At 74.8% G+C, this 20,334-nt stretch carries 20 protein-coding genes and 1 pseudogene; 14 read left to right on the forward strand and 7 right to left on the reverse strand.

Features of this window, described 5'->3' with window-relative positions; genetic code table 11:
- Nucleotides 1-40 precede the first annotated feature (40 nt).
- The 3 genes from dapE to OHA34_RS30540 all read left to right on the forward strand — a co-directional run bounded on the left by dapE (nucleotide 41) and on the right by OHA34_RS30540 (nucleotide 2,599).
- The gene (gene dapE, locus OHA34_RS30530) at nucleotides 41-1,102 is read left to right on the forward strand and encodes a succinyl-diaminopimelate desuccinylase (protein ID WP_443029595.1); all 1,062 of its coding nucleotides are present in this window, start codon (nucleotides 41-43) and stop codon (nucleotides 1,100-1,102) included.
- Nucleotides 1,103-1,202: 100 nt separating this feature from the next.
- Nucleotides 1,203-2,009 (forward strand): TIGR00730 family Rossman fold protein, encoded by an 807-nt coding sequence (locus OHA34_RS30535; RefSeq protein WP_329519649.1) that lies wholly within the window; start codon nucleotides 1,203-1,205, stop codon nucleotides 2,007-2,009.
- Nucleotides 2,009-2,599 carry a TIGR00730 family Rossman fold protein gene (locus OHA34_RS30540; protein WP_285937902.1) on the forward strand — a complete coding sequence of 197 codons (591 nt, stop codon included), beginning with the start codon at nucleotides 2,009-2,011 and terminating at the stop codon, nucleotides 2,597-2,599. The genes OHA34_RS30535 and OHA34_RS30540 overlap by 1 nt, the downstream gene beginning before the upstream one ends.
- Nucleotides 2,600-2,633: 34 nt before the next feature.
- On the opposite strand, the gene OHA34_RS30545 is transcribed toward OHA34_RS30540, so the two are convergent.
- Entirely contained in the window at nucleotides 2,634-2,963 is a 330-nt protein-coding gene (locus OHA34_RS30545) for a hypothetical protein (RefSeq protein WP_285937901.1), read from the reverse strand.
- Between the two features lie 44 nt (nucleotides 2,964-3,007).
- On the opposite strand from OHA34_RS30545, the gene OHA34_RS30550 reads away from it, so the two are divergent.
- From OHA34_RS30550 to OHA34_RS30560, 3 genes are read left to right on the forward strand one after another with little or no spacing between them, the layout of a single operon-like run.
- A complete protein-coding gene (locus tag OHA34_RS30550; RefSeq protein WP_285937900.1) occupies nucleotides 3,008-3,511 on the forward strand; it encodes a hypothetical protein in 504 nt (167 codons plus the stop codon).
- Nucleotides 3,508-3,963 carry an SRPBCC family protein gene (locus OHA34_RS30555; RefSeq protein WP_285937899.1) on the forward strand — a complete coding sequence of 152 codons (456 nt, stop codon included), beginning with the start codon at nucleotides 3,508-3,510 and terminating at the stop codon, nucleotides 3,961-3,963. The genes OHA34_RS30550 and OHA34_RS30555 overlap by 4 nt, the downstream gene beginning before the upstream one ends.
- Nucleotides 3,964-3,972: 9 nt before the next feature.
- On the forward strand, nucleotides 3,973-4,548 hold the full coding sequence (locus tag OHA34_RS30560) for a DNA-3-methyladenine glycosylase I (protein WP_285937898.1): 576 nt from the start codon (nucleotides 3,973-3,975) through the stop codon (nucleotides 4,546-4,548).
- Nucleotides 4,549-4,602: 54 nt separating this feature from the next.
- Here the strand turns inward: OHA34_RS30560 and OHA34_RS30565 are convergent, their stop codons facing one another.
- The 3 genes from OHA34_RS30565 to OHA34_RS30575 all read right to left on the reverse strand — a co-directional run bounded on the left by OHA34_RS30565 (nucleotide 4,603) and on the right by OHA34_RS30575 (nucleotide 8,878).
- Nucleotides 4,603-7,188 carry an FtsX-like permease family protein gene (locus OHA34_RS30565; RefSeq protein WP_329519650.1) on the reverse strand — a complete coding sequence of 862 codons (2,586 nt, stop codon included), beginning with the start codon at nucleotides 7,186-7,188 and terminating at the stop codon, nucleotides 4,603-4,605.
- A gap of 5 nt (nucleotides 7,189-7,193) precedes the next feature.
- Nucleotides 7,194-7,958 (reverse strand): ABC transporter ATP-binding protein, encoded by a 765-nt coding sequence (locus OHA34_RS30570; RefSeq protein WP_329519651.1) that lies wholly within the window; start codon nucleotides 7,956-7,958, stop codon nucleotides 7,194-7,196.
- A 257-nt stretch (nucleotides 7,959-8,215) separates the two neighbouring features.
- Nucleotides 8,216-8,878, reverse strand: a complete 663-nt coding sequence (locus tag OHA34_RS30575) for a class I SAM-dependent DNA methyltransferase (RefSeq protein ID WP_285937895.1) — start codon at nucleotides 8,876-8,878, stop codon at nucleotides 8,216-8,218.
- Between the two features lie 100 nt (nucleotides 8,879-8,978).
- Between OHA34_RS30575 and OHA34_RS30580 the strand changes: the two genes are divergently transcribed.
- The 3 genes from OHA34_RS30580 to OHA34_RS30590 all read left to right on the forward strand — a co-directional run bounded on the left by OHA34_RS30580 (nucleotide 8,979) and on the right by OHA34_RS30590 (nucleotide 12,209).
- Nucleotides 8,979-10,196, forward strand: coding sequence for a glycosyltransferase 87 family protein (locus OHA34_RS30580; RefSeq protein WP_329519652.1), 1,218 nt, complete (start codon nucleotides 8,979-8,981; stop codon nucleotides 10,194-10,196).
- Between the two features lie 76 nt (nucleotides 10,197-10,272).
- On the forward strand, nucleotides 10,273-11,571 hold the full coding sequence (locus tag OHA34_RS30585) for a sensor histidine kinase (protein ID WP_329519653.1): 1,299 nt from the start codon (nucleotides 10,273-10,275) through the stop codon (nucleotides 11,569-11,571).
- A complete protein-coding gene (locus OHA34_RS30590) occupies nucleotides 11,559-12,209 on the forward strand; it encodes a response regulator transcription factor (RefSeq protein WP_329519654.1) in 651 nt (216 codons plus the stop codon). Before OHA34_RS30585 ends, OHA34_RS30590 begins: the two co-directional genes overlap by 13 nt.
- On the opposite strand, the gene OHA34_RS30595 is transcribed toward OHA34_RS30590, so the two are convergent.
- Entirely contained in the window at nucleotides 12,181-13,581 is a 1,401-nt protein-coding gene (locus tag OHA34_RS30595; RefSeq protein ID WP_329519655.1) for a cryptochrome/photolyase family protein, read from the reverse strand. The genes OHA34_RS30590 and OHA34_RS30595 overlap by 29 nt on opposite strands.
- A 162-nt stretch (nucleotides 13,582-13,743) precedes the next feature.
- Between OHA34_RS30595 and OHA34_RS30600 the strand changes: the two genes are divergently transcribed.
- The 3 genes and pseudogenes from OHA34_RS30600 (at nucleotide 13,744) to OHA34_RS30610 (ending at nucleotide 16,427) form a co-directional block, all read left to right on the forward strand.
- On the forward strand, nucleotides 13,744-14,676 hold the full coding sequence (locus OHA34_RS30600; RefSeq protein ID WP_329519656.1) for a MerR family transcriptional regulator: 933 nt from the start codon (nucleotides 13,744-13,746) through the stop codon (nucleotides 14,674-14,676).
- 150 nt (nucleotides 14,677-14,826) lie between these two features.
- Nucleotides 14,827-15,363: an RNA polymerase sigma factor gene (locus tag OHA34_RS30605; RefSeq protein ID WP_329519657.1), complete on the forward strand. Its 537-nt coding sequence runs from the start codon at nucleotides 14,827-14,829 to the stop codon at nucleotides 15,361-15,363.
- Nucleotides 15,364-15,436: 73 nt separating this feature from the next.
- Nucleotides 15,437-16,427 (forward strand): annotated as a pseudogene (locus tag OHA34_RS30610) (YbgA family protein).
- A gap of 25 nt (nucleotides 16,428-16,452) precedes the next feature.
- Here OHA34_RS30610 and OHA34_RS30620 read toward each other — a convergent pair.
- The gene (locus tag OHA34_RS30620) at nucleotides 16,453-17,238 is read right to left on the reverse strand and encodes an enoyl-CoA hydratase-related protein (RefSeq protein WP_329522465.1); all 786 of its coding nucleotides are present in this window, start codon (nucleotides 17,236-17,238) and stop codon (nucleotides 16,453-16,455) included.
- Nucleotides 17,239-17,637: 399 nt separating this feature from the next.
- Here OHA34_RS30620 and OHA34_RS30625 point away from each other — a divergent pair, with 399 nt between their 5' ends.
- Together OHA34_RS30625 and OHA34_RS30630 are read left to right on the forward strand one after the other, a co-directional pair.
- Nucleotides 17,638-17,805, forward strand: a complete 168-nt coding sequence (locus OHA34_RS30625; RefSeq protein WP_075022250.1) for a DUF3117 domain-containing protein — start codon at nucleotides 17,638-17,640, stop codon at nucleotides 17,803-17,805.
- 107 nt (nucleotides 17,806-17,912) lie between these two features.
- Nucleotides 17,913-19,415, forward strand: a complete 1,503-nt coding sequence (locus tag OHA34_RS30630; protein WP_329519658.1) for a leucyl aminopeptidase family protein — start codon at nucleotides 17,913-17,915, stop codon at nucleotides 19,413-19,415.
- Nucleotides 19,416-19,519: 104 nt separating this feature from the next.
- Here the strand turns inward: OHA34_RS30630 and OHA34_RS30635 are convergent, their stop codons facing one another.
- On the reverse strand, nucleotides 19,520-20,329 hold the full coding sequence (locus OHA34_RS30635) for a hypothetical protein (protein WP_329519659.1): 810 nt from the start codon (nucleotides 20,327-20,329) through the stop codon (nucleotides 19,520-19,522).
- Between the last annotated feature and the right edge of the window lie 5 nt (nucleotides 20,330-20,334).

Here is a 20,334-nt window from a genome sequence, read left to right on the forward strand (position 1 = left end):
CCGCCCTCGCCGCGGCCCGGCGCCACTACCCTTGGTGACCATGCTGCTGGACCTGAACTCGCACGTGGGGGACCTGACCGCCGCTCTGGTCGACATCGAGTCGGTGAGCGGCGCCGAGCGCGGCCTCGCGGACGCCGTCGAGGCGGCGCTCCGCGCGCTGCCGCACCTGACCGTGGTCCGCGACGGCGACTCGGTCGTCGCCCGGACCGGGCTCGGCCGCGCCGAGCGGGTGGTGATCGCCGGGCATCTCGACACCGTCCCGCTGAACGGCAACCTGCCGTCCCGGGTGGAGGGCGACCGGCTGTACGGCTGCGGCACCACCGATATGAAGAGCGGCGTCGCGGTGGCGCTGCGGCTCGCCGCGACCGTGCCCGAGCCGTCCCGCGACCTCACCTACGTGTTCTACGAGTGCGAGGAGATCGAGGCCGAGCGCAACGGCCTCAAGCGCCTGGCCGCGACCCGGCCCGAGCTGCTCGCGGGCGACTTCGCGGTGCTGATGGAGCCGACCGGCGCGCTCATCGAGGGCGGCTGCCAGGGCACCATGCGCGCCGAGGTCACCGCGACGGGCGAGCGGGCGCACAGCGCGCGCGCCTGGATGGGGTCCAACGCGATCCACGCCGCCGGCGCCGTCCTCGACGTGCTCCGCGCGTACGAGCCGACCCGTCCGGTCGTCGACGGGCTGGAGTACCACGAGGGCCTCAACGCGGTGTTCGTCCGCGGCGGCGTCGCCGGCAACGTGATCCCCGACGAGTGCGTCGTCACCGTCAACTACCGGTTCGCGCCCGACAAGTCCGAGGCCGAGGCCGAGAAGTACCTGCGCGAGGTGTTCGGCGGCTTCGCGGTGCGCGTGGTCGACTCCGCCCCGGCCGCCCGTCCGGGCCTCACCCACCCGGCCGCCGCCGCGTTCGTCGCGGCGAGCGGCGCGGAGGTGCGCGCCAAGCTGGGCTGGACGGACGTGGCGCTGTTCGCCGGGCTGGGCGTCCCCGCGGTCAACTACGGCCCCGGCGAGCCGACCCTCGCCCACACCAAGGACGAGTACGTCGAACTCCCCCTGATCGCCGACTGCGAGCGGCGCATGCGCGCCTGGCTCGGCACCTCCTGACCGGCGGCCCGCGGCGCGCGTTCTGACCGGATCCGGCGGGTTCGGGGGCCGATCGGAATTCCAGGGGGTGATCACTCCGGGGCTTGGCTACGGTGAGGCCATGACATCCGAATCCGACCCTCGTTCGCGACGGCAGGGGCCCGCGACGCTGCGCGGCAGCGCCATCCCCCAGACCACCACCGACCAGCGGCTTCTCGACAGCCAGGGGTCCGTCGAGTGGCTCCACGCCGACCCGTGGCGGGTCATGCGCATCCAGGCCGAGTTCGTCGAGGGCTTCGGCCTGCTGGCCGAGCTGCCCAAGGCCGTCAGCGTCTTCGGCAGCGCCCGCACCAAGCCCGGGTCGGACGAGTACGAGCTCGCCGTCGACATCGGCGCCCGGCTCGACGACGCCGGCTACGCGGTGATCACCGGCGGCGGCCCGGGGATCATGGAGGCGGCGAACAAGGGCTGCAACGACAACGGCGGGCTGTCGGTCGGCCTCGGCATCGAGCTGCCCTTCGAGCAGAAGCTGAACGACCACATCGACATCGGGCTGGTGTTCCGCTACTTCTTCGTCCGCAAGACGATGTTCGTCAAGTACTCCCAGGCGTTCGTGGTGCTGCCGGGCGGCTTCGGCACCCTGGACGAGCTGTTCGAGGCGATCACCCTGGTCCAGACCACCAAGATCACCCGGTTCCCGATCGTGCTGGTCGGCACCGAGTTCTGGGGCGGGCTGCTCGACTGGATCCGCACCACGATGCTCAGCTCCGGCAAGATCGGCCCGAACGACCTCGACCTGGTGCACCTCACCGACGACCCCGACGAGGTCGTCCGGATCGTGACCGACGCCCACCACCAGGCCGCGCAGCGGGCCAAGGAGGAGGCCGCGGCGCGAAGCATCGCGGCCGAGGCCGGGGACGCGAGCTGATGGGGCTCGCGGTCTGCGTCTTCTGCGCGTCCAGCAGCAAGATCGACCGGCGCCATGTGGAGCTGGCGGCCGAGGCCGGCGCCGAGCTGGCCCGCCGCGGCCACAGCCTGGTCAGCGGCGGCGCCCAGGTGTCGTGCATGGGCGCGGTCGCCCGCGCCGCGCGGGCCGGCGGAGCCCGCACGGTCGGGGTGATCCCCGAGGGGCTGGTCCAGGTGGAGATCTCCGACGAGGACAACGACGAGCTGGTCGTCACGCCGGACATGCGCTCCCGCAAAGGCGAGATGGACCGCCGCAGCGACGCCTTCCTCGTCCTGCCCGGCGGCATCGGCACGCTGGAGGAGCTGTTCGAGATCTGGACGGCCCGGGTGCTCGGCATGCACGACAAGCCCGTGGTGATCCTCGATCCCACCGGCGTGTACGACCCGCTGCGCGAGCTGATGAAGGGCCTGGCCGATCAGGGCTTCGCCCGGCCCAAGATCTTCGACGCGATCGGCTGGACCGACTCCGTCCCGGTGGCCTTCGACCTGCTGGAACGCTCCCGGCCGCGGATCCAGGCGACCCCGGAGGACTACGCCGAAGCCGAGCTGTGACCCGGCCCCCGGACGCCGCCCGGCCCGGTCCCGCTCAGGCGAGCCCGCGCCGGGCCAGCGCGGGCCGGCGTTCGCCCCGGATCGAGGCCACCATGTCGAGCGCCTGCCGTACCGCGGGCGCGCACGGCTCCGGCGCCCGGAACACCCGGACCCCCAGCCACGCGTAGACCGAGGCCGTCGCGAGCAGCCCGGGATCCTCCGCCTCCACCGGGCCCGGGCCCGCCGCGACGAGCGTCACCAGGACCGGCCGCCCGCCCGCCACCAGCTCGGCCACCCGCGCCGCGGCGGGCCCGACCCCGGCGTCCACCACGCCCTCGGGCACCGGCGCGTCGAGGGCCAGGACGCTCCGCTCGTGCAATTCCATTCCCTGATCGTGGCACGATCGACTAGGTGTAGACAGATCGGAGCTTGATCGTGTTTGTGGTGCTCGCCCTGGCCGGCCTGGCGGTGCTGGGTGGCGTCGTCGTCCTGGCCAAGGGCAGGGGCGGCGAGCTGAGCGCGGCGAGTCCCGACCGGCCGCCGCTTCCGAGGGGCGACGAGCAGCTGGTCGCCGCGCTGGAGTCCGCGCGGCTGCGGCTCCCGCGGGGGCTCTGGGGCTACCAGTCCGAGGTGGCCGACGAGGTCGTGTACCGGCTGGTCGGCCTGCTGGCCGAGCGGGAGGCCCGGGTGGCCGAGCTGGAATGGCGGCTCGCCGAGCGGCGGCTGCCGACGCCGCCCGAGGCCGTCCGGCCGGACGGCGACGGGCAGGTGCCGTTCGAGGACGAGCTGTTCGCCGAGCACGAGGCGGCGGAGGCGCCGGCGGAGGCCGAGCACGAGGCGGAGACGTCGACCGAGCCCGAGCGGCGCGGGGCGCAGCCGGTCGGGCTGGTGAAGGCCCGCGAGGCCGCCGAGGAACCCGAGGAGTACCGATGAGCCAGGTCGCCGTGCAGGTCGAGGTGCCCGCGCGGGCGTCCGCCGAGCGGGTCTTCGCGGTGCTGACCGACTGGCCCCGGCACGCCGAGTGGATGCCGTTCACCCGGGCCGAGGGCGGGCACGAGGTCGGCGCCGGCCTGGAGGGCTGGACGGGCATCGGCCCGATCGGCTTCCTCGACACCATGGTGATCACCGACTGGCGGCCGGGGCGGCGGGTCGCGGTGCGGCACACCGGCCGGGTGGTGCGCGGGGAGGCGTGGTTCCGGGTCGAGCCGCGGCCGGACGGCGGCAGCCGGATCGCGTGGGCCGAGCGGGTCGATCTGCCGCTCGGCGTGCTCGGCCGGGCGGGCTGGCTGGTGGCGGGCCCGGTGGTCCGCGCGTTCATGGCGTTCGGCCTGCGCCGGCTGGCGCGGCTGGCCGAGGCGGGCGGACCTGTCGGCGGCATGCGGTAGACAGGGCCGGTGAGTACCGCGATCCGAGGTGAAGACGGGCTGGCCCGCTGCCCCTGGGGGCTGTCGGCCCCCGACTACGTCGCCTATCACGACGATGAATGGGGCCGTCCGGTCCGAGACGACCAGGGGCTGTACGAGCGGCTGTGCCTGGAGGCGTTCCAGTCGGGGCTGTCGTGGCTGACGATCCTGCGCAAGCGCGAGGGATTCCGGGCCGCGTTCGCGGGGTTCGACCTGGAGAAGGTCGCCGCGTTCGGGCCGGACGACGTCGAGCGGCTGCTCGGCGACGCCGGGATCGTCCGCAACCGGGCCAAGATCGAGGCGGCGGTCGCGAACGCGCGGGCGGCGCTCGACCTGCCCGGCGGGCTGGCCGCGGCCCTGTGGCGGCACGCCGATCCCGGCGCGCCCGCGTACGCCGACATGGCCGACGTGCCGGCGTACACGAGCGGGTCCAAGGCGATGGCCAAGGAGCTGAAGAAGAGCGGGTTCCGGTTCGTCGGGCCCACCACCGCCTACGCGCTGATGCAGGCGTGCGGCCTGGTCGACGACCATCTGACGGGCTGCCACCGGCACGGCGCCTACCGCTGACCACGCGCCTGCCTCTGACCACGCGCCTGCCGCCGACCCGGATGTCACCCGGTCTCACTCGGCCTTGGCGGCCTCCAGCACCGGGACGGTCGAGGCGCGGCGGGCGGGCAGGGCCGAGGTGGCCAGCGTCACGGCCGCGGCACCCGCCGCGACCAGGGCGAACAACCACCACGGTGCGTTCGGCCGCAGGAAGGAGCTGCCCGATGCCACGTGGATCCCCACGACGGTGCCGACCGCCGCGCCGAGGCCGAGCAGCGTCCCGAGCAGCACCACGGTCGCGGCCTCCCAGCGGACGATCGAGCGGATCTGGGCGGCGGTCGCGCCGACCGCGCCGAGCAGCCCGAACTCCCGGGTCCGCTCGGCGACGCTCATCGACACGGTGGTGGCCATGCCGAACAGGGCGAGCACCAGCGCCATCGCGATGAAGCCGTAGACGACCCGCAGGCCCTTGGTCATCGACCCGGCGGCCGTCTTCACGTAGGCGGCCCGGTCGACGACCTCCGCGCCCGGCACCCCGGCGATCGCCGCGTTCAGCGCGGCCTCGCCGCCGCCGCGGACCAGCACCGTCCGGACCGGCGCGGCGGGGTCGAGCCGGTCCATCGTGGCGGGCGCGACCAGCCCCTGGTCGGCGAACAGGTGGGACGGGTCGTGGTAGCCCCCGGCGACGGTGAGCGCGACCCGTCCGCGCGCGCCGCGCACGACGACCCGCTGCCCCCGCTTGATCTTGTTGGCCCGCATCACGGTGCCGCTCAGCCCGATCTGCCCGGGGCCGAGGACGAGGGGCCGCCCGCCCAGCTTCAGCACCGAGGGCAGCGCGGCCGGGTCGGCGCCGGTCAGGGTCAGGTGGACGGGCGCGGGCGCCTCGTCGGGGATGAGGCGGGGCGGCTCCGGGGACACGAGCTTCACCGAGGCGGTGGTGAGCGCGGTCGCGTGCGCGACGCCGGGCGCGGCCTTGACCTTGGCCTCGGCGTCCGGGGAGAGCGGCGCGGCGCCGTCGGCCGTCTTGCCGGTGGCGGCGATCGCGTGGTCGGCGGCCATCACCCGGGTCCCGGTCTCCTCGAAGCGCGCGTCGGCCGACATCACGATCAGCGCGGGCGCGAGGACCAGGGCCACACCGAGCATCAGCGAGGACGCGGCGGAGGAGACCCGGCGGGGGCTGCGGGTGATGGTGGCGCGGGCGAGCCGCCCGGCCTCCCCGCTGACCGCCGTCCCGGCCCGTCCGACTAGGCCGCCGAGCGGACCGACGAAGAACGGGGCGAGGACCGCCAGGCCGGACACCGCGACCATCGAGCCGAGCAGGATCATCATCGCGACCGCCACGGTGCGGTCGGGGCCGGGCGGCTCCTCGGACCTGATCGCGAACACCGCGCCGTAGAACATCAGCGCGAGCGCGAACACGCCCGCCGCGCCGAGCAGCCGGGGCCAGGCGCGGCCCGTCCCGCCGTCGGACGTCGCCCGGAGCGCCTGCATGGGGGAGATCCCGGCGGCGCGGCGGGCCGCGCGCCAGGCGGCGAGCTGGGTGACCAGGATGCCGGCGGCGGCCGGGACCGCCAGCGCGACCCAGCCGAACTGGGCGTCGGCGGCGGAGATGTCGAAGCCGTCCTGCGCGAACAGGGTGGTGAGCAGTCCCGACACGGGGTAGCCGAGGAGCACCCCGCCGATCGAGGCGACCACGCCGAGGCCGAGCGCCTCCAGCCGGATCAGCCGTTTGATCTGCCGCGGGGTGGCGCCGATCGCGCTGAGCAGCGCCAGCCTTCGGGTGCGCTGCCGGACCAGGGTGCCGAAGGTGTTGGCCACGACGAACAGGCCGACGAACACCGCGACGGAGGACAGCATCGCGATGACGCCGCCGAGCGAGGCGCTGTCGCTGCTCAGGTTGTCGGACTGCGTGCTCCGCACCTTCGCCGCGCTCCGCACGGTCGCGGCGCCGCCCAGGTGGCGGTGGAGGCCGGCGCGGAGCCGGGCCTCCGGGACGCCCGGCGCGGCCTTCACCCAGACGGCCTGCCAGGTGCCGGCGGGCAGCCCGGCGGCCCGCCGGACGGTCTCGGGCGGCGCGAGCAGCAGGTCGCCGGCCGCCACGGCACCGTGCCCCTGCACGGTGACGATCCCGACGACCTTCATCGCGCCGGTCCGGCGGGGCATCAGCACCTGGGTGGTCGACCCGACGTCCAGGTGCCCGGCGCGGGCCAGGTGCCGCACGACGGCGACCTCGCCGTCGGCGGACGGGGCGCGGCCCGACTCCAGTTCGTACGGGTTCAGCCGGGGGTCCTGCACCCACGGCCGCAGGGTCGTGCCGGCCCCGGCCGGCGGCATGATCGTCTTGCCGTCGGTCCCGGTGGCGGTGACCTGGACCATCGCGTCCCCGGCCACGGCGGCGACCCCGGGCCGTCCGGCCACCCGGTCGAGCCGGATCCGGCCGTCCGGCGGGCCGTCCACGTCGTCGGGGTCGACGGTGCCGCCCTGGACCAGCACGTCCGCGCGGGAGTACTCGCTGGCGTCGCTGCCCGCGACGGCCTGCTGGGCGCGCAGCGTGAACTGGAGCGATCCCGCGATCAGCGCGATCGAGAACACGGCCGCCAGCAGTGTGGCGACGAGCCGCATCCACCCTTCGGCGAACGAGCGCCGTGCGATGAGCCACATGCCGCTCAGCCCTCCATCCGGCGCATGAGCGCGTGGACGCCGTCGATGGTGGGGTCCCCGAGCTCGGTGACGATCCGGCCGTCCGCCAGGAACAGCACCCGGTCGGCGTAGGCGGCGGCCACCGGGTCGTGCGTCACCATGACCACGGTCTGCCGGTAGGTGTCGACGGCGGTGCGCAGGAAGCCGAGCACCTCCGCGCCCGCGCGCGAGTCGAGGTTGCCGGTCGGCTCGTCCGCGAAGAGGACCTCGGGACGGGTCAGCAGCGCCCGCGCCACCGCGACGCGCTGCTGCTGCCCGCCCGACATCTCGGCCGGACGGTGCGAGAGGCGTCCGCGCAGGCCGAGGGCGTCCACGATGGTGTCGAACCACTCGCGGTCGGCGCGGCGCCCGCCGAGCCGGCCGGTGAGCCGGATGTTCTCCTCGGCGGTCAGCATCGGCAGCAGGTTGAACGACTGGAAGACGAACCCGAGCCGGTCCCGGCGCAGCCTGGTGAGCCGGGTGCGGCTCAGCGTGGTGATGTCCACGCCGCCGATCACCACCGAGCCGGACGTCACGGTGTCCAGCCCGGCCATGCAGTGCAGGAAGGTGGACTTGCCGGACCCGGACGGCCCCATGATCGCGGTGAACTGCCCGCGGGCGAAGGCCGCCGAGACGCCCCGCAGCGCGGCGACCGTCCCGTCACCGTGCCCGTAGGACCTGGTCAGGTCGGACGCCGTGGCGACGTGCTCCAGTACCTGCCCGGACGGCGGTGCGGCGGTTGTCTGTGTCATGCCTCAAGCCAACCGCCGCGCCGCCCCCCGGGGCATTGGCGCGACCCGGAGGACCCGGGGTAGGGCCAGCCCCACCCCGGAACGGGAGGGCCTGTCTCAAAGTCCTCGGCTGTCGCGCGAGCGCGCTACCTGGCCGGTGAGGCGAAGCCGAAGGCGAGCCGAACCGGCCAGATCGCGAAGCGATGCAGCGCTCGCCCAAGCACGGTCGGCGTCCGAGCCGCCAGGCGAGGACGCCGGGCCGGGCTTTGAAACACGGCCTAGGAGGCGGGCGGCTTGCGGGCCATGAGGTAGCCCTGCGGGACCTGCGAGGACAGCTCGGATTCCGGAGTCTCCCGCAGCGTCCGGCTGGTCATGGCGAAGCCGGCCCGGCCCAGCAGGTCGGCGACGTGGTCGAGGGACAGCCGGCGGAAGTCGAGCGACACCGGGTGGCCGAAGGGCTTCTCCAGGCGCAGCGGCTCGTCGCCGACCTGGAAGGCGACCAGCAGGTGGCCGCCGGGGGCCAGCACCCGGTGGAACCCGGCGAACACGTCCGGCAGCAGCTCGGCCGGGGTGTGGATGATCGAGTACCAGGCGACGACGCCGGCGAGGGTGCCGTCCGGGATGTCCAGATCGGTCATCGAGCCCTCGTCGAACCGAAGCCCCGGGTGATCGCGGCGGGCCAGCTCGACCATCGCCGGGGACAGGTCGAGGCCGGAGACGTCCAGCCCGAGGGAGTGCAGGAACGCCGTGACGAGGCCGGGGCCGGAGCCGAGATCGGCGACCGGACCGGCGCCGGCGGCGCGCACGGTCTCGGCGAAGGCGGTGAGCATCGCGCGGGCGAGCGGGTCGTAGTCGAGCACGGTCTTGAAGCGTGCGGCGTAGTCGTCGACCACGGCGTCGTAGAACGCGCGGGTCGTGTTCAGGTGGGAGGGGTCGGTCATGATCGGCGATGCTAACGCGGCGCGGGGTAGGGCTGGGTCTACCTCCAAGTCGGCGGTCCGGTCTACTGATCCGCGCGCCCTGCGGCGGTTGCCTTGACCCATGACCATGCAGACCCTCTCGGCGCTCCGCGGCGCTCCGGTTTCGCGGCGCGTGCTCCGATTCCTGGGCGGGCGCGCCCCAGCCGTCCGCGTCGTGCCCGCCGTCTATGGGGCGTCCGCCGTCTTCGCGGCCGTGACCGCCGTCGTGACCGACCTCGGCCCGCACCGGGAGTGGGGACGGATCGCGGCGGTGGTCTACGGAGCGGGCGCGGTCGTGGCGCTGCTGCCCTGGGGACGCCGGTACCGGGGCGCGCTGGCCGCGCTGGTCCTGGGCGGAGCGGTGCTGCTGCCGCTGGGGGTGCTGGTCGCAGCCGGGCAGGCACAGCCCGAGGTGTGGGTCGTCGAGCGTGCGGGGGCGCGTCTGCTGGAGCACGGAACGCCCTACCTGGGTCCGGCCGGGCTGGGCGGTGGCGGCTACGAGGCGTACAACCCGTACCTCCCCGGCATGGCGTTGCTCGGGCTGCCGGGTGTTGATCCGCGGCTGCTGTTCGGCGCGGTGCTGGTGGTGTCTCTGGGGCTGAGCGGGTGGCTGCTGCGAGGCCGTCCCGTGCTGGGGCCGCTGACGGTGCTGGCCGCGTCGCCGCTGGTGGCGTTGCCGCTGGTGGTCGGCGGGGACGACCTGCCAGTGATCGGGCTGGTCTGCCTGGGGCTCGCGCTCGCGGCCCGGGACCGTCCCGGGGCGGCGGGCGTGGCGCTCGGCGTCGCGGCGACGCTGAAGGCCACCGCGTGGCCCGCATTGATCGTCTGCCTCGTCCTGATCGCGGTGCGGGGGACGGGGGCCCGGCGGTACGGGACGGCCGCGGCGGGCCTGGTCGCGCTGGGGGTGGGGCTTCCGGCGCTGGTCGATCCGGCGGGGTTCATGGAGAACGCCGTGCGGTTCCCGCTGGGGCTGGCCGGGGTCGCGTCACCGGCCGCCAGCCCGCTGCCCGGACGGCTGCTCGCCGACCTCGGGCCGTCCGGGCACGCCGTCGCGGTGGTCGCGCTCGGGCTGGCCGCGGTCGCCATGGGCGCCTGGCTGCTGGCGCGTCCGCCCCTCGACGTGCGCGCCGCCGCGTTCCGGATCGCGGCGGGGCTGCTGGTGGCCGCCGCGCTGATGCCCGCGACGCGATGGGGCTACCTCGTGTACCCGGCCGTCCTGGCGGCCTGGGCCGTCCTCGCGACGCGCGCACGTGCGTACGGCGGGCGTCGGGAGGAGACGCGCCTGTGCCTCGTTGCCTGATCACCACCTGGAGCTGGGACCGCTCCTACCAGCGCCTTCGTGACTTGCTGCGCGACGCGTCCAGTACGGTCGGGGCATGAGCGCGGCGACCGGATCCGCTCGTCCCACGGTGTGGCGGGCGATGGCGGGCAACCCGCTGCGGTTCCTTTTCTCCGCCTGGCCCTGGCGCGCGCTCGTGTACGTGGTCACCGGACCCGTCGTCGGGACGGTGTGGCTGCTGACGGCCATCCTGCTGGTCGTCGTCGGGACGCTGCTGATCCCGGTCGGGATCGGTATAGCGTTGCTGCTCTGCGTCCCGCTGTCGGCGATCGCGTTCGCCGCCGTCGAACGCCGCCGCCTGGGCCTGATGGACCGCCGCCCGGCGCCGTCCCCGCACCTCGGCGTGGACCGCGCGGACCGCGCGGACCGTCCGGGGCTGCGCTCCTGGTTGCGGTTGCGGCTGCGGGAGACCGCCACCTGGCGGGAGCTCGGGTACGCGCTGCTGGCGGCGCTGCTCTCCGTGGTGGATCTGGTCGTCCCGTTCACCTTCTTCGTCGGCGCGTTCGTCCAGGTGTCGGCGCCGGCGCTCGTCGGGAACGGCGACCAGATCATGTACGGGCCGGGCGTCACGGTCGATACCCCGGGGGAGGCGTGGCCCGTCGCCGTGGCGGGCGCGCTCATGGCCGTGGTCGCGTTCTACGCCGTCACCGCGCTGGCCGGGGCGCGCGCCGCGCTCGCCCGCGCCCTGCTCGTCCGGCCGGTGGCCGAGGAGCTCGGCGAGCGGCTCGTCGAGGTGCGCGCGTCCCGCGCCCGGCTGGCCGACGCCTTCGAGATCGAGCGGCGCCGCATCGAGCGCGACCTGCACGACGGCGCCCAGCAGCGGCTGACCGGGCTGATCATGACGCTCGGGCTGGCCCGGCTGGACGGCTCGGCGGGCGAACTGGTCGAACGCGCGCAGGACGAGGCGCGGGCCGCGCTGGCGGAGCTGCGCGACCTGGTCCGCGGCATCCACCCGTCGGTGCTGACCGACCGGGGCCTGCACGCCGCGGTGGAGTCCCTGGCCGAACGGTCGCCGGTCCGGGTCGAGGTGGACGCCCGGCTGCCCGCCCGGCCCCCCGAGGGCGTCGAGTCGGCGGCGTACTTCGTCATCGCCGAGGCCCTCGCCAACGTGGCCAAGCACAGCGGCGCGTCGGCCGCCCGGGTGACGGCCCGGACGGACGGGCGGACGCTCGTACTGGAGATCCGCGACGACGGCTCCGGCGGCGCGCGGGTGTCGGCGGGCAGCGGCCTCCAGGGCCTCGCCGACCGCGTCGCCGTCTACGACGGAACCGTGCGGCTGTCGAGCCCGCCCGGTGGCCCTACGATCCTGCGGGTGGAGATCCCATGCGAGTCGTGATCGCCGAGGACTCGGTGCTGCTGCGGGAGGGGCTCGGCCAGATCCTGGCCCGCTTCGACCACGAGGTCGTCGCCGCGGTGGAGGACGCGCCCGGCCTGGCCGCCGCCGTCGCCGAGCACCGGCCCGACATCGTCGTCACCGACGTGCGGATGCCGCCGGGGTTCCGCGATGAGGGGCTGTGCGCCGCGCTCGCGCTGCGCGCCGCCCGCCCGGAGCTGCCGATCCTGGTGCTGTCGCAGTACGTCGAGCAGTCGTACGCCTCCGACCTGCTCCAGACCGGCGGCGGCGTCGGGTACCTGCTGAAGGACCGGGTCGGCGAGGTCGCCGAGTTCGTCGACGCGCTCGAGCGGGTCGCCGCGGGCGGCACGGTGATCGACCCGGAGGTGGTGCGGCGGCTGCTGGCCCGGCGCCGCGAGGACTCCCCGCTGGAGCGGCTGACCGCGCGCGAGCGCGAGGTGATCGCGCTGATGGCCGAGGGCCGGTCGAACGGGGCGATCGCCCGCGCGCTGGTCGTGTCCGAGGCCGCGGTGATCAAGCACGTCGGGTCGATCTTCACCAAGCTGGACCTCTACCAGACCGCCGACGACCACCGCCGGGTGCTGGCCGTGATCACGCAGCTCCGCGACGCCCCCCGCTGAGGACGCCCGCGGGCGCCCGTCCGCTCAGGTCGGGCGGCCCGCCGTCAGAGCGGGGCTCCACGATCGGCGCCGGATACCCCAGGCGGAGGCGGAGGTCGTCCGGGAGCCTCCAGGGGGTGTGCACGTAGGGGGCGGCCACCTCCGCCAGCTCCGGGACGTGCTCGCGCACGTAGCGGCCGTCCGGGTCGAAGCGGGCGGCCTGCCGCAGCGGGTTCAGGACGCGGTTGGGCCGGGTGTCGTTGCCGGTGCCCGCGACCCACTGCCAGTTGCCCGCGTCGTTCGCCACGTCCCCGTCGGCGAGCCACGCGCCGAAGTGGGCCAGCCCGTGCCGCCAGTCGACGCGCAGGTCGCGGGTGAGGAACGAGGCGCAGATCATCCTGGCCCGGTTGTGCATCCAGCCCTCGCGCAGGAGCTGCCGCATCCCCGCGTCCACGATCGGGAAGCCCGTGCGGCCCTCGCGCCAGGCGTCCAGCGCGTCCCGGTCCTGGTTCCACTCCGTGCCGCGGGGCCGGTAGTCCACGCGGTCGATATCGGGGAACGCGGCGGTGACCTGGTGGTGGAAGTCGCGCCAGGCGAGCTGCCGGACGAACGCCTCACCGCCCGTCCGCTCCCTGGCGGCCACCGCGGGCTCCAGCGGGGACAGGCAGCCGAACCGCAGGTACGGGCTGAGCCGGGACGTCCGGTTCCCGGGCAGGTCGTCGTGGCCGTCCTCGTAGCCGGTGAGGCCGTCGCGCAGCCAGGTCCGCATCCGCTCGCGTCCGGCGGACTCGCCCCCCGGCTGGAGGCCCGGCGACGGGTCCCGGGCGAACTTCTCCGCGATGACGTCCAGCTCGACGTGATTAGGGGAGAGGTACAAACGGGACGGCAGGGCGACGCGGTCCGGGGCGTCCGCCATCGGACGCCAGCGGGCCGCGCTCCACACACGCCAGTAGGGCGTGAAGACGCGGTAGTGGTCTCCGCCCGCAGGAGTGAGGTCCCCGGGCGGTACGACCGTCAGCCCCGGATGGACCGAGACGCGAATCCGCCGCCGCGCGCCCTCCCGCTCCAGCCGCGTGCGCCGCCGCGTCGCGTACCGGCTGACGTCGTCGCTCAGGAAGATTCCTTGCGCACCGGCCTCTTCGGCCAGCCGAAGCGCCTCCACCACGGGATCGCCGCGCCGGAGGAGGAGGTCGCCGCCTCGCGCGCGCAGGGACGCGCGCAGATCAGCGAGCGAGTCCAGCAGGAAGCGGGCCCGGTTGGGCGCCCCGGCCAGCAGCACGTCGTCGAACACGAACACGGGCACGACGTGCCGGGCGGCCTCGCAGGCGGCGGCCAGGGCGGGATGGTCGTGCACCCGGAGATCGCGGGTGAAGAGCATGATCGCGGTATCCATCGTCCCTTCTTCGCACCGCGATCGGCGATCGGTTGCAACCCGTCGCCGATCGCCGTCGAATTCCCTGATGGAGCCCTAGGAGTACTCGGTCGTCGCGCGAGTGCGTTGCCGGGCCGGGCTCTGGCACGAGCCCTAGTCTGTGCACTCGATCGGAGGTGGGCGGTGGCCGGTGTCGGGCTGAGCGTGGGCGCGGTCGCGCGCCGCCTCGGCGTGCCGCCGTCCACCCTGCGCACCTGGGGCCGCCGGTACGGGATCGGGCCCAGCCGGCACAGCGCGGGCGGCCACCGCCGCTACGACGACGCCGACGTGGCCCGGCTGGAGCTGATGAACCGGCTCATCCTGGACGGCGTCCCTCCCGAGGAGGCGGCCCGCTCGGCCCTCGCCACCGAAACCGGCACCCTGCCGCCCGCGATCCCGTCTTTGGCGGGTTCGGCGAAGGGCAGGGGCGGGCACCGGCTGACCGTGCCGGACGCGACCCCCGCCACGCGCGCGCTCGCGCGTGCGGCGCTGGCCATGGACACGCCGACGATGCGCGACCTGATAGGCGGGGCGCTGCGCCGCGACGGCGCCGAACGTGCCTGGCAGGAGCTGCTGGCCCCGGTCCTCATCGGCATCGGGGACAGGCACGCGGCCACCGGCGCCATCATCGAGGTCGAGCACGTGTTGTCCGGCTGCATCCAGGACGCCCTCGCCGCCGAGGCCGCCGCACAGGCCGCGGAGACACCGCCCCTCACCGCGCGTCCCGTCCTGCTCGCCTGCGCCCCCGAGGAACAGCACAGCCTTCCGCTGTACGCGCTCGGCGCCGCCCTGGCGGGGGAGCGGATCTCCGTGCGCGTCCTCGGGGCCCGTGTCCCCGCACGCGCGCTGGGCGAGTCGATGCGGCGCCTCGGGCCCGCCGCGGTGTTCGTCTGGTCGCAGACGTCCTGGACCGGTGATCCCGCGCCGCTGGCGGAGCTGCCCGGGAGCCGTCCGCCCGCGCGCCTGATCATCGGCGGCCCCGGCTGGGAGGACGGCCGCCTCCCCGCGTCCGCGCACCGCGTCGGGTCCCTGCCCGCCGCCCTCGCCGAGGTCCGCGCCGCCCTCGGCCGCGCCTGACCTCGCCCTTCCCGCGCGTCCTCGCCCTTCCCGCGCGTCCCCGCGCTCCCGCTCGCTTCCTTGTCCGCTTTTTTGCCCTGCCTCGGTTGTGGATGCCGAGCATTCCGACTATGAACAGATTTTGAAGAGGTTTCGTCTCGGGGGAGCGTCATGAATCTGAGACCGACCGCACCAGCCGTACCGGCCGCGGCTATTGCGGCGCGCCTAGCTCAGGACGACGAGAGCGCGCTGGCCGACTGCCACACCTCGCTCGGCCCCGCCCTGCGCCGCTACCTGCGCCGCCTCGTGCCCGACGACCTGGTCGACGATGTCGTCCAGGCCGTCCTGGTCGAGCTGTGGCGCTGCCGCCACCGGTTCGACCAGGCCCGGAGCTTCGAGGCGTGGACGTTCACCATCGCCCGCCGCCGGGCCATCGACCAGCTCCGCACCCGCCCCCCGGCGGCCCTGCCGCTCACGCAGGCGGCCGAACGCCCCGGACCCGACACCGCGGACCGGGTCGCCGCCCAGCAGGACGTGAGACGCGCTCTGGGCGCCTTGCCCGCCCTCCAGCGTGAAGCGATCGAGCTGGCCTACTTCGGCGACCTGACCCAGCGGGAGATCTCCGCCCGGACCGGCGCCCCGCTCGGCACCGTCAAGGCCCGCACGGCCCGCGGCCTGCACCGGCTCGAAGCCCTGCTGAGCCCGTGAGCCCAGCCCTGAACACCAGCCCCGGAAACCGGCCCAGCCCGCGCTCCTGACAGCGAGGAGGAGAGCCCAGAGCATGAACACGACGACCAAGCCCGGACCCAAGCCGACGGCGATCCCCAGGCAGCAGAACGTCCGGCCGCGCGTGGCGGTATCGAGCTGCCTGCTGGGAGAGCCCGTCCGCTACAACGGCGGGCACAGCCGCAGCAGGTTCCTCACCGACACCCTCGCCTCCCACGTCGACTGGGTGCCCGTATGCCCGGAGATGGAGATCGGCCTCGGCGCGCCCCGTCCCACCCTCCGCCTGGTGACCGACGGCGGCGTCGAGCGCCTCACCACCAAGGACGGCGGCGACGACCACACCGCCGCCATGCTCGCGTTCGCCGAACAGCGCGTCGCCGAGCTGCCCGACCTGGACGGCTGGGTGCTGAAGTCCCGCTCACCGAGCTGCGGACCGCGCGGCGTGTCCCGCTTCAGGAAGGGCCAGCCGACCGACAGGCGCGGCACAGGGATGTTCGCCGGGCGGCTGATGGACGTCCGGCCCGAGCTTCCGGTCGAGGAGGAGGGGCGGCTCAACGACGCTCTCCTCCGCGACCACTTCGTCGAGCGGATCTTCGCGTACGCGCGTCTGCGGGCCCTGTTCGCGGGAGCCTGGACGCCCCGTGACCTGGTGGCGTTCCATTCGGCGCACAAGCTCCAGTTCCTGGCGCACGACCCGGCCCGCTACCGGACGGCCGGACGCGTCGTCGCCGAAGCGGGAAACCGCCCCGCAGCCGAGCTTCAGGACGAGTACACCGAGCTGTTCGCCGCCGCGTTCGCCATACGGCCCAGCCGGGGCCGCCACGTCAACGCCATGCTGCACGTCTTCAGTCCGATGACCGATGACCGACCGCCTCGACACCGCCCGGCGCCGCGACATCGCCGGGGTCATCGACGCCTACGGGCGCGGCGACGCGCCGCTCGCGGTCCCCATGGCGCTGCTGCGGCACCACGCCAAGGGCGAGGACATCGGCTATCTCCAGGCTCAGACCTACTTCGAGCCGTTCCCCCCAGAACTGTCCCGCTGACAGCCGGCCCCCGCCCTATGAGCGGTTAGCGGCCCTCGAAGGCGGGCTGCCGCTTCTTCAGGAACGACTCGGTCGCGTTGTGGTGGTCGGCCGTCTTCTCGCACAGGTCCTGGAGCTCGGCCTCCTTCTCCAGGGACGAGGCCAGATCGTGCGAGGCGGCGTGGTCGAGCGACGCCTTGACCGCCCCGTACGAGACGGTCGGGCCCGCTGCCAGCCGCCGCGCCAGCTCCACCGCGACGGGCGCCAGCTCGTCAACGGGGACGACCCGGTTCACCAGGCGCAGCTCCAGCGCCTCGGGCGCCCTCACCGGCTCGCCGAGGAGCAGCAGCTCGGTGGCCTTGGCGCGGCCGACCAGCCGCTGCAACGTCCACGACATGCCGCTGTCGGGGGCGAGGCCGATCCCCGTGAACGCGGTGGCGAAGACCGCCTTCTCCGAGGCGACGATCAGGTCGCAGGCGAACGCCAGGGACGCCCCGGCGCCCGCCGCCACGCCGTTGACCGCCGCCACCACCGGCTTGGCCATCTCGGTGATGGCCAGCACGATCGGGTTGTAATGCCGGCGGACGGTGTCGTCCAGGCCCTTGCCCGAGGCGAGGTTGTCGGCGTGCTCGCGCAGGTCCTGCCCGGCGCAGAAGGCCCGCCCGGCGCCGGTGAGGATCACCGCCCGCGCCGTCGCGTCCCCGGCCGCCCGGTCGATCGCCGCCCGCAACCCGTCCTTCATCTCGCCCGTCAGGGAGTTCATCCCCTCGGGGCGATTGAGAGTGATCGTCGCCACACCCTGGGTCACGTCGTACCGCACGGTCTCAGTCATCATCGTCCTCACGATCAGCAGGTGGATCTCCCAGGCAACCATCGACGAACCGGGAGGCCGCGGGCAAGAGCCGCGCCGTCCCGGCGTCGAAGAACCGGGCCGCTCGCGTGACCGCGCGCGTACCGCCCGAGCCGCCGCGCCGAGGGCGGCGAGCAGCCGCACCAGCGCCGCCACCACCGCCCTGCCGCCCCGTTCCCGGCGGTGGTCGCCGCACAGATCGAACAGCGCCGGACGAGCGTTTATGAGTGCGGTCTCCCGATCTGGAGGCTGATCGTTACCACTTCGCGCCCGGAAGACGAGATAATGAACCACTACCGATGACGCGGATGCGACAGGCGGCCACGCGGCCACAGGTGCCCGGAGGCCCCACGCGGCCCTAGGCAGGAAGGGGATGCACGCATGGCGGCGATGAAGCCGCGGACGGGAGACGGTCCGCTCGAAGTGACCAAGGAGGGACGCGGAATTGTCATGCGCGTCCCGCTTGAAGGCGGCGGTCGCCTCGTGGTCGAGCTCTCCGCCGACGAGGCCAAGGAGCTCGGCGAGGCCCTGAAGGAAGTCGTGGGCTGACGGCCAGGCCGCCCCCGAGACGCGGCGACGGTCCCGGCGCTGCCGCCGGGACCCTTGTCGTTTCCGCTCCCAGCACTTCCCGCACACCAGACAGGGGAACCAGCACCATGCCCATCCAGACCCGGGTCCGCAGTGCCGGCGGCAGCGTGTCGCAGGTGGCGACCGACCTCGGCGCCGAGGTCGTGGCGGTGCCCGTGCGGTCCGGCCCGGTGGCGCCCGCGGCGGAGATCGCCGGGGCCCTGCCGTTCACCCTGGACGAGCTGCTGACGCTCAACCGGGCCAAGGGCGAGCCGGGCGAGATCGTCTCCAGCCCGGTGCGGGTGGGCGACCGCGTGCGCGAACTCCTGCTCTACGGTGTCGGCGAGGCGACCCCGGCCGACCTGCGCAAGGCCGGGGCCGCGCTGGCCCGGCGGGGCAAGGGCCGGTCCGGGCTGGTCGCGGGCGTCCCCGCGGGCGACCTGGCCGCGTTCGTCGAGGGCGCGCTCCTCGCGTCCTACCAGTTCAAGATCGGCGCGGCCCCGGCCAAGCCCGCCCTGGACGTCCTCACGGTGCTCACCGAGGCGGGCCCCGAGTCCGACGCCGGGGCCGTCCGGCGCGGGACGGTCCGCGCGCAGGCCACCGCCCTCGCCCGCGACCTGGCCAACACCCCGGCCGGCGAGAAGGGCCCGTCCTGGCTCGCCGACCGGGCCGCGGGCCTCGCGGACGGGGCGGGCCTCACCGTCCGCGTCCGCGGCGAGGAGGAGCTGGCCGACGGCGGCTTCGGCGGCCTGCTGGCCGTCGGCGCGGGCTCGTCCCGCCCGCCCCGCCTGATCGAGCTGTCCTACGAGCCGTCCGGCGGCGGCTCCGGCCGGCACGTGGTGCTGGTGGGCAAGGGCATCACCTTCGACAGCGGCGGCCTGTCGCTGAAGCCCAACGAGGGCATGAAGACGATGAAGACCGACATGGCCGGCGGGGGCGTGGTCATCGCGGTCATGAGCGCGCTGCGCGAGCTCGGCGTGCGCGACCGGGTCACCGGGCTGGTCGCCGCCGCCGAGAACATGCCGTCCGGTTCGTCGATGCGGCCCGGCGACGTGATCACCCACTTCGGCGGCACCACCTCCGAGGTGCTCAACACCGACGCCGAGGGCCGGCTGGTCCTGGCCGACGCGCTCGCCTACGCCGACGCCGAGCTCGACCCCGACGTGGTCGTCGACGTGGCCACCCTCACCGGCGCCGCCAAGGTCGCGCTCGGCCTGCGGTACGGCGCGCTGTTCGCCAACGACGACGCCCTGTCGGGCGCGCTGTCCGGCGCCGGCGCCGAGGCCGGCGAGCCGCTGTGGCGGCTGCCGCTGGTCGAGGAGTACCGCGCCGCGATCGACTCCGACGTCGCCGACGTCAACAACATCGGCCGGGGCGGCTACGGCGGCGGGTCCATCACGGCGGCGCTGTTCCTGCGCGAGTTCGTCGGCGACCGCGCCTGGGCCCACCTCGACATCGCCGGGCCGGGCCGGTCCACCTCCGACGACGCCGAGATCACCCGCGGCGCCACCGGCTTCGGCGCCCGGCTGCTGCTGAGCTGGCTCGCCGACGCCGACGCCGACGCCGACTCCGCAGACGGCGGCACCGCCTAGATCGTCCGGCCGGTTCGTCCGGCCGTCCGTCCGAGCAGGTCACCGCACCCCGTCCGCCCCCCGGTCGATCTTCGCCACGACGCTGCCGGCCTGAGGTGCGGTGATCACCTGGTGCGGCGGTCGACGACCGGCACGGCGTTGCGCCGCCGCACCTGCTTGACGATCTGCGGGAGCGTGGCGTCCCAGCCCGGCTCCACCGCGAAGCACCAGCCGGTCGCCGCGGCGGTCGCCGGGACGTCCCGCAGGGTCAGCGCGACGAGCTGGGGCCGCTCGGCGGTGCGCGCCATCGCGGCCAGCTCGGCTGTCGGCAGGAACACCAGGAAGTCCTGCTCGCCGCCGCGGGCGCCGGCCACCCCGCGGCGCAGCGCGGTCAGCGCCGTCAGCCGCTCCCAGGGCAGCGTGCGGTCGGTTCGCCGGGGCAGCGGCCAGCGCGCCGGACGGCGCACCCCGCCGTCGGTCAGCTCCAGTACCGGGCGGCGGGCGAGCATCGCCCCGATGGAGACCATCATCCCCGCCCCGAACAGGGCGATGCCCGCCATGCCGAGCACCACGAACACCACGCTGCCCGCGCCCTCGCGCCGCATCAGCCCGCTCGCGACGAAGCCCGCCGACGCCAGGAAGAGGATCACGAACGCGGTCAGCTGCCAGAACCCCCGCCACGTGGGCCGCGTCCGCACCGCGAACACCCCTGCGGGGGCCTCGCCGCCCGCATCCGCGACGCCGTCGCCGTCCGCGTCCGCGTCGGCCACGCCGTCGCCGTCTGCGGCGGCTTCGCCATTGCCGTCTGCGGCGGAGGTGGCGGCGACGCTGTCCGTGCCGGGGGCGTCCTCAGAGGCGGCGGCGTCCGGGTCAGGGGTGGAGGTGGCGTCGTCGGCGTCGGGGGCTGTGGGGGGCTGCGGGCCGGTATCGGTCATCGGCG

Source organism: Spirillospora sp. NBC_01491, assembly GCF_036227065.1.
Classification (GTDB): Bacteria; Actinomycetota; Actinomycetes; order Streptosporangiales; family Streptosporangiaceae; genus Spirillospora; species Spirillospora xylanilytica.

Bases quoted from the DNA above. Each gene is read 5' to 3' on its own strand.
- OHA34_RS30630 (WP_329519658.1), top strand. From the start codon at position 17,913: ATGCCCATCCAGACCCGGGTCCGCAGTGCCGGCGGCAGCGTGTCGCAG.
- OHA34_RS30555 (WP_285937899.1), top strand. From the start codon at position 3,508: ATGAGCCAGGTCGCCGTGCAGGTCGAGGTGCCCGCGCGGGCGTCCGCC.
- OHA34_RS30570 (WP_329519651.1), bottom strand. From the start codon at position 7,958: ATGACACAGACAACCGCCGCACCGCCGTCCGGGCAGGTACTGGAGCAC.
- OHA34_RS30585 (WP_329519653.1), top strand. From the start codon at position 10,273: ATGAGCGCGGCGACCGGATCCGCTCGTCCCACGGTGTGGCGGGCGATG.
- OHA34_RS30620 (WP_329522465.1), bottom strand. From the start codon at position 17,238: ATGACTGAGACCGTGCGGTACGACGTGACCCAGGGTGTGGCGACGATC.
- OHA34_RS30625 (WP_075022250.1), top strand. From the start codon at position 17,638: ATGGCGGCGATGAAGCCGCGGACGGGAGACGGTCCGCTCGAAGTGACC.
- OHA34_RS30535 (WP_329519649.1), top strand. From the start codon at position 1,203: ATGACATCCGAATCCGACCCTCGTTCGCGACGGCAGGGGCCCGCGACG.
- OHA34_RS30635 (WP_329519659.1), bottom strand. From the start codon at position 20,329: ATGACCGATACCGGCCCGCAGCCCCCCACAGCCCCCGACGCCGACGAC.
- OHA34_RS30580 (WP_329519652.1), top strand. From the start codon at position 8,979: ATGACCATGCAGACCCTCTCGGCGCTCCGCGGCGCTCCGGTTTCGCGG.
- OHA34_RS30605 (WP_329519657.1), top strand. From the start codon at position 14,827: ATGAATCTGAGACCGACCGCACCAGCCGTACCGGCCGCGGCTATTGCG.
- OHA34_RS30565 (WP_329519650.1), bottom strand. From the start codon at position 7,188: ATGTGGCTCATCGCACGGCGCTCGTTCGCCGAAGGGTGGATGCGGCTC.
- dapE (WP_443029595.1), top strand. From the start codon at position 41: ATGCTGCTGGACCTGAACTCGCACGTGGGGGACCTGACCGCCGCTCTG.
- OHA34_RS30540 (WP_285937902.1), top strand. From the start codon at position 2,009: ATGGGGCTCGCGGTCTGCGTCTTCTGCGCGTCCAGCAGCAAGATCGAC.
- OHA34_RS30575 (WP_285937895.1), bottom strand. From the start codon at position 8,878: ATGACCGACCCCTCCCACCTGAACACGACCCGCGCGTTCTACGACGCC.
- OHA34_RS30595 (WP_329519655.1), bottom strand. From the start codon at position 13,581: ATGGATACCGCGATCATGCTCTTCACCCGCGATCTCCGGGTGCACGAC.
- OHA34_RS30545 (WP_285937901.1), bottom strand. From the start codon at position 2,963: ATGGAATTGCACGAGCGGAGCGTCCTGGCCCTCGACGCGCCGGTGCCC.
- OHA34_RS30590 (WP_329519654.1), top strand. From the start codon at position 11,559: ATGCGAGTCGTGATCGCCGAGGACTCGGTGCTGCTGCGGGAGGGGCTC.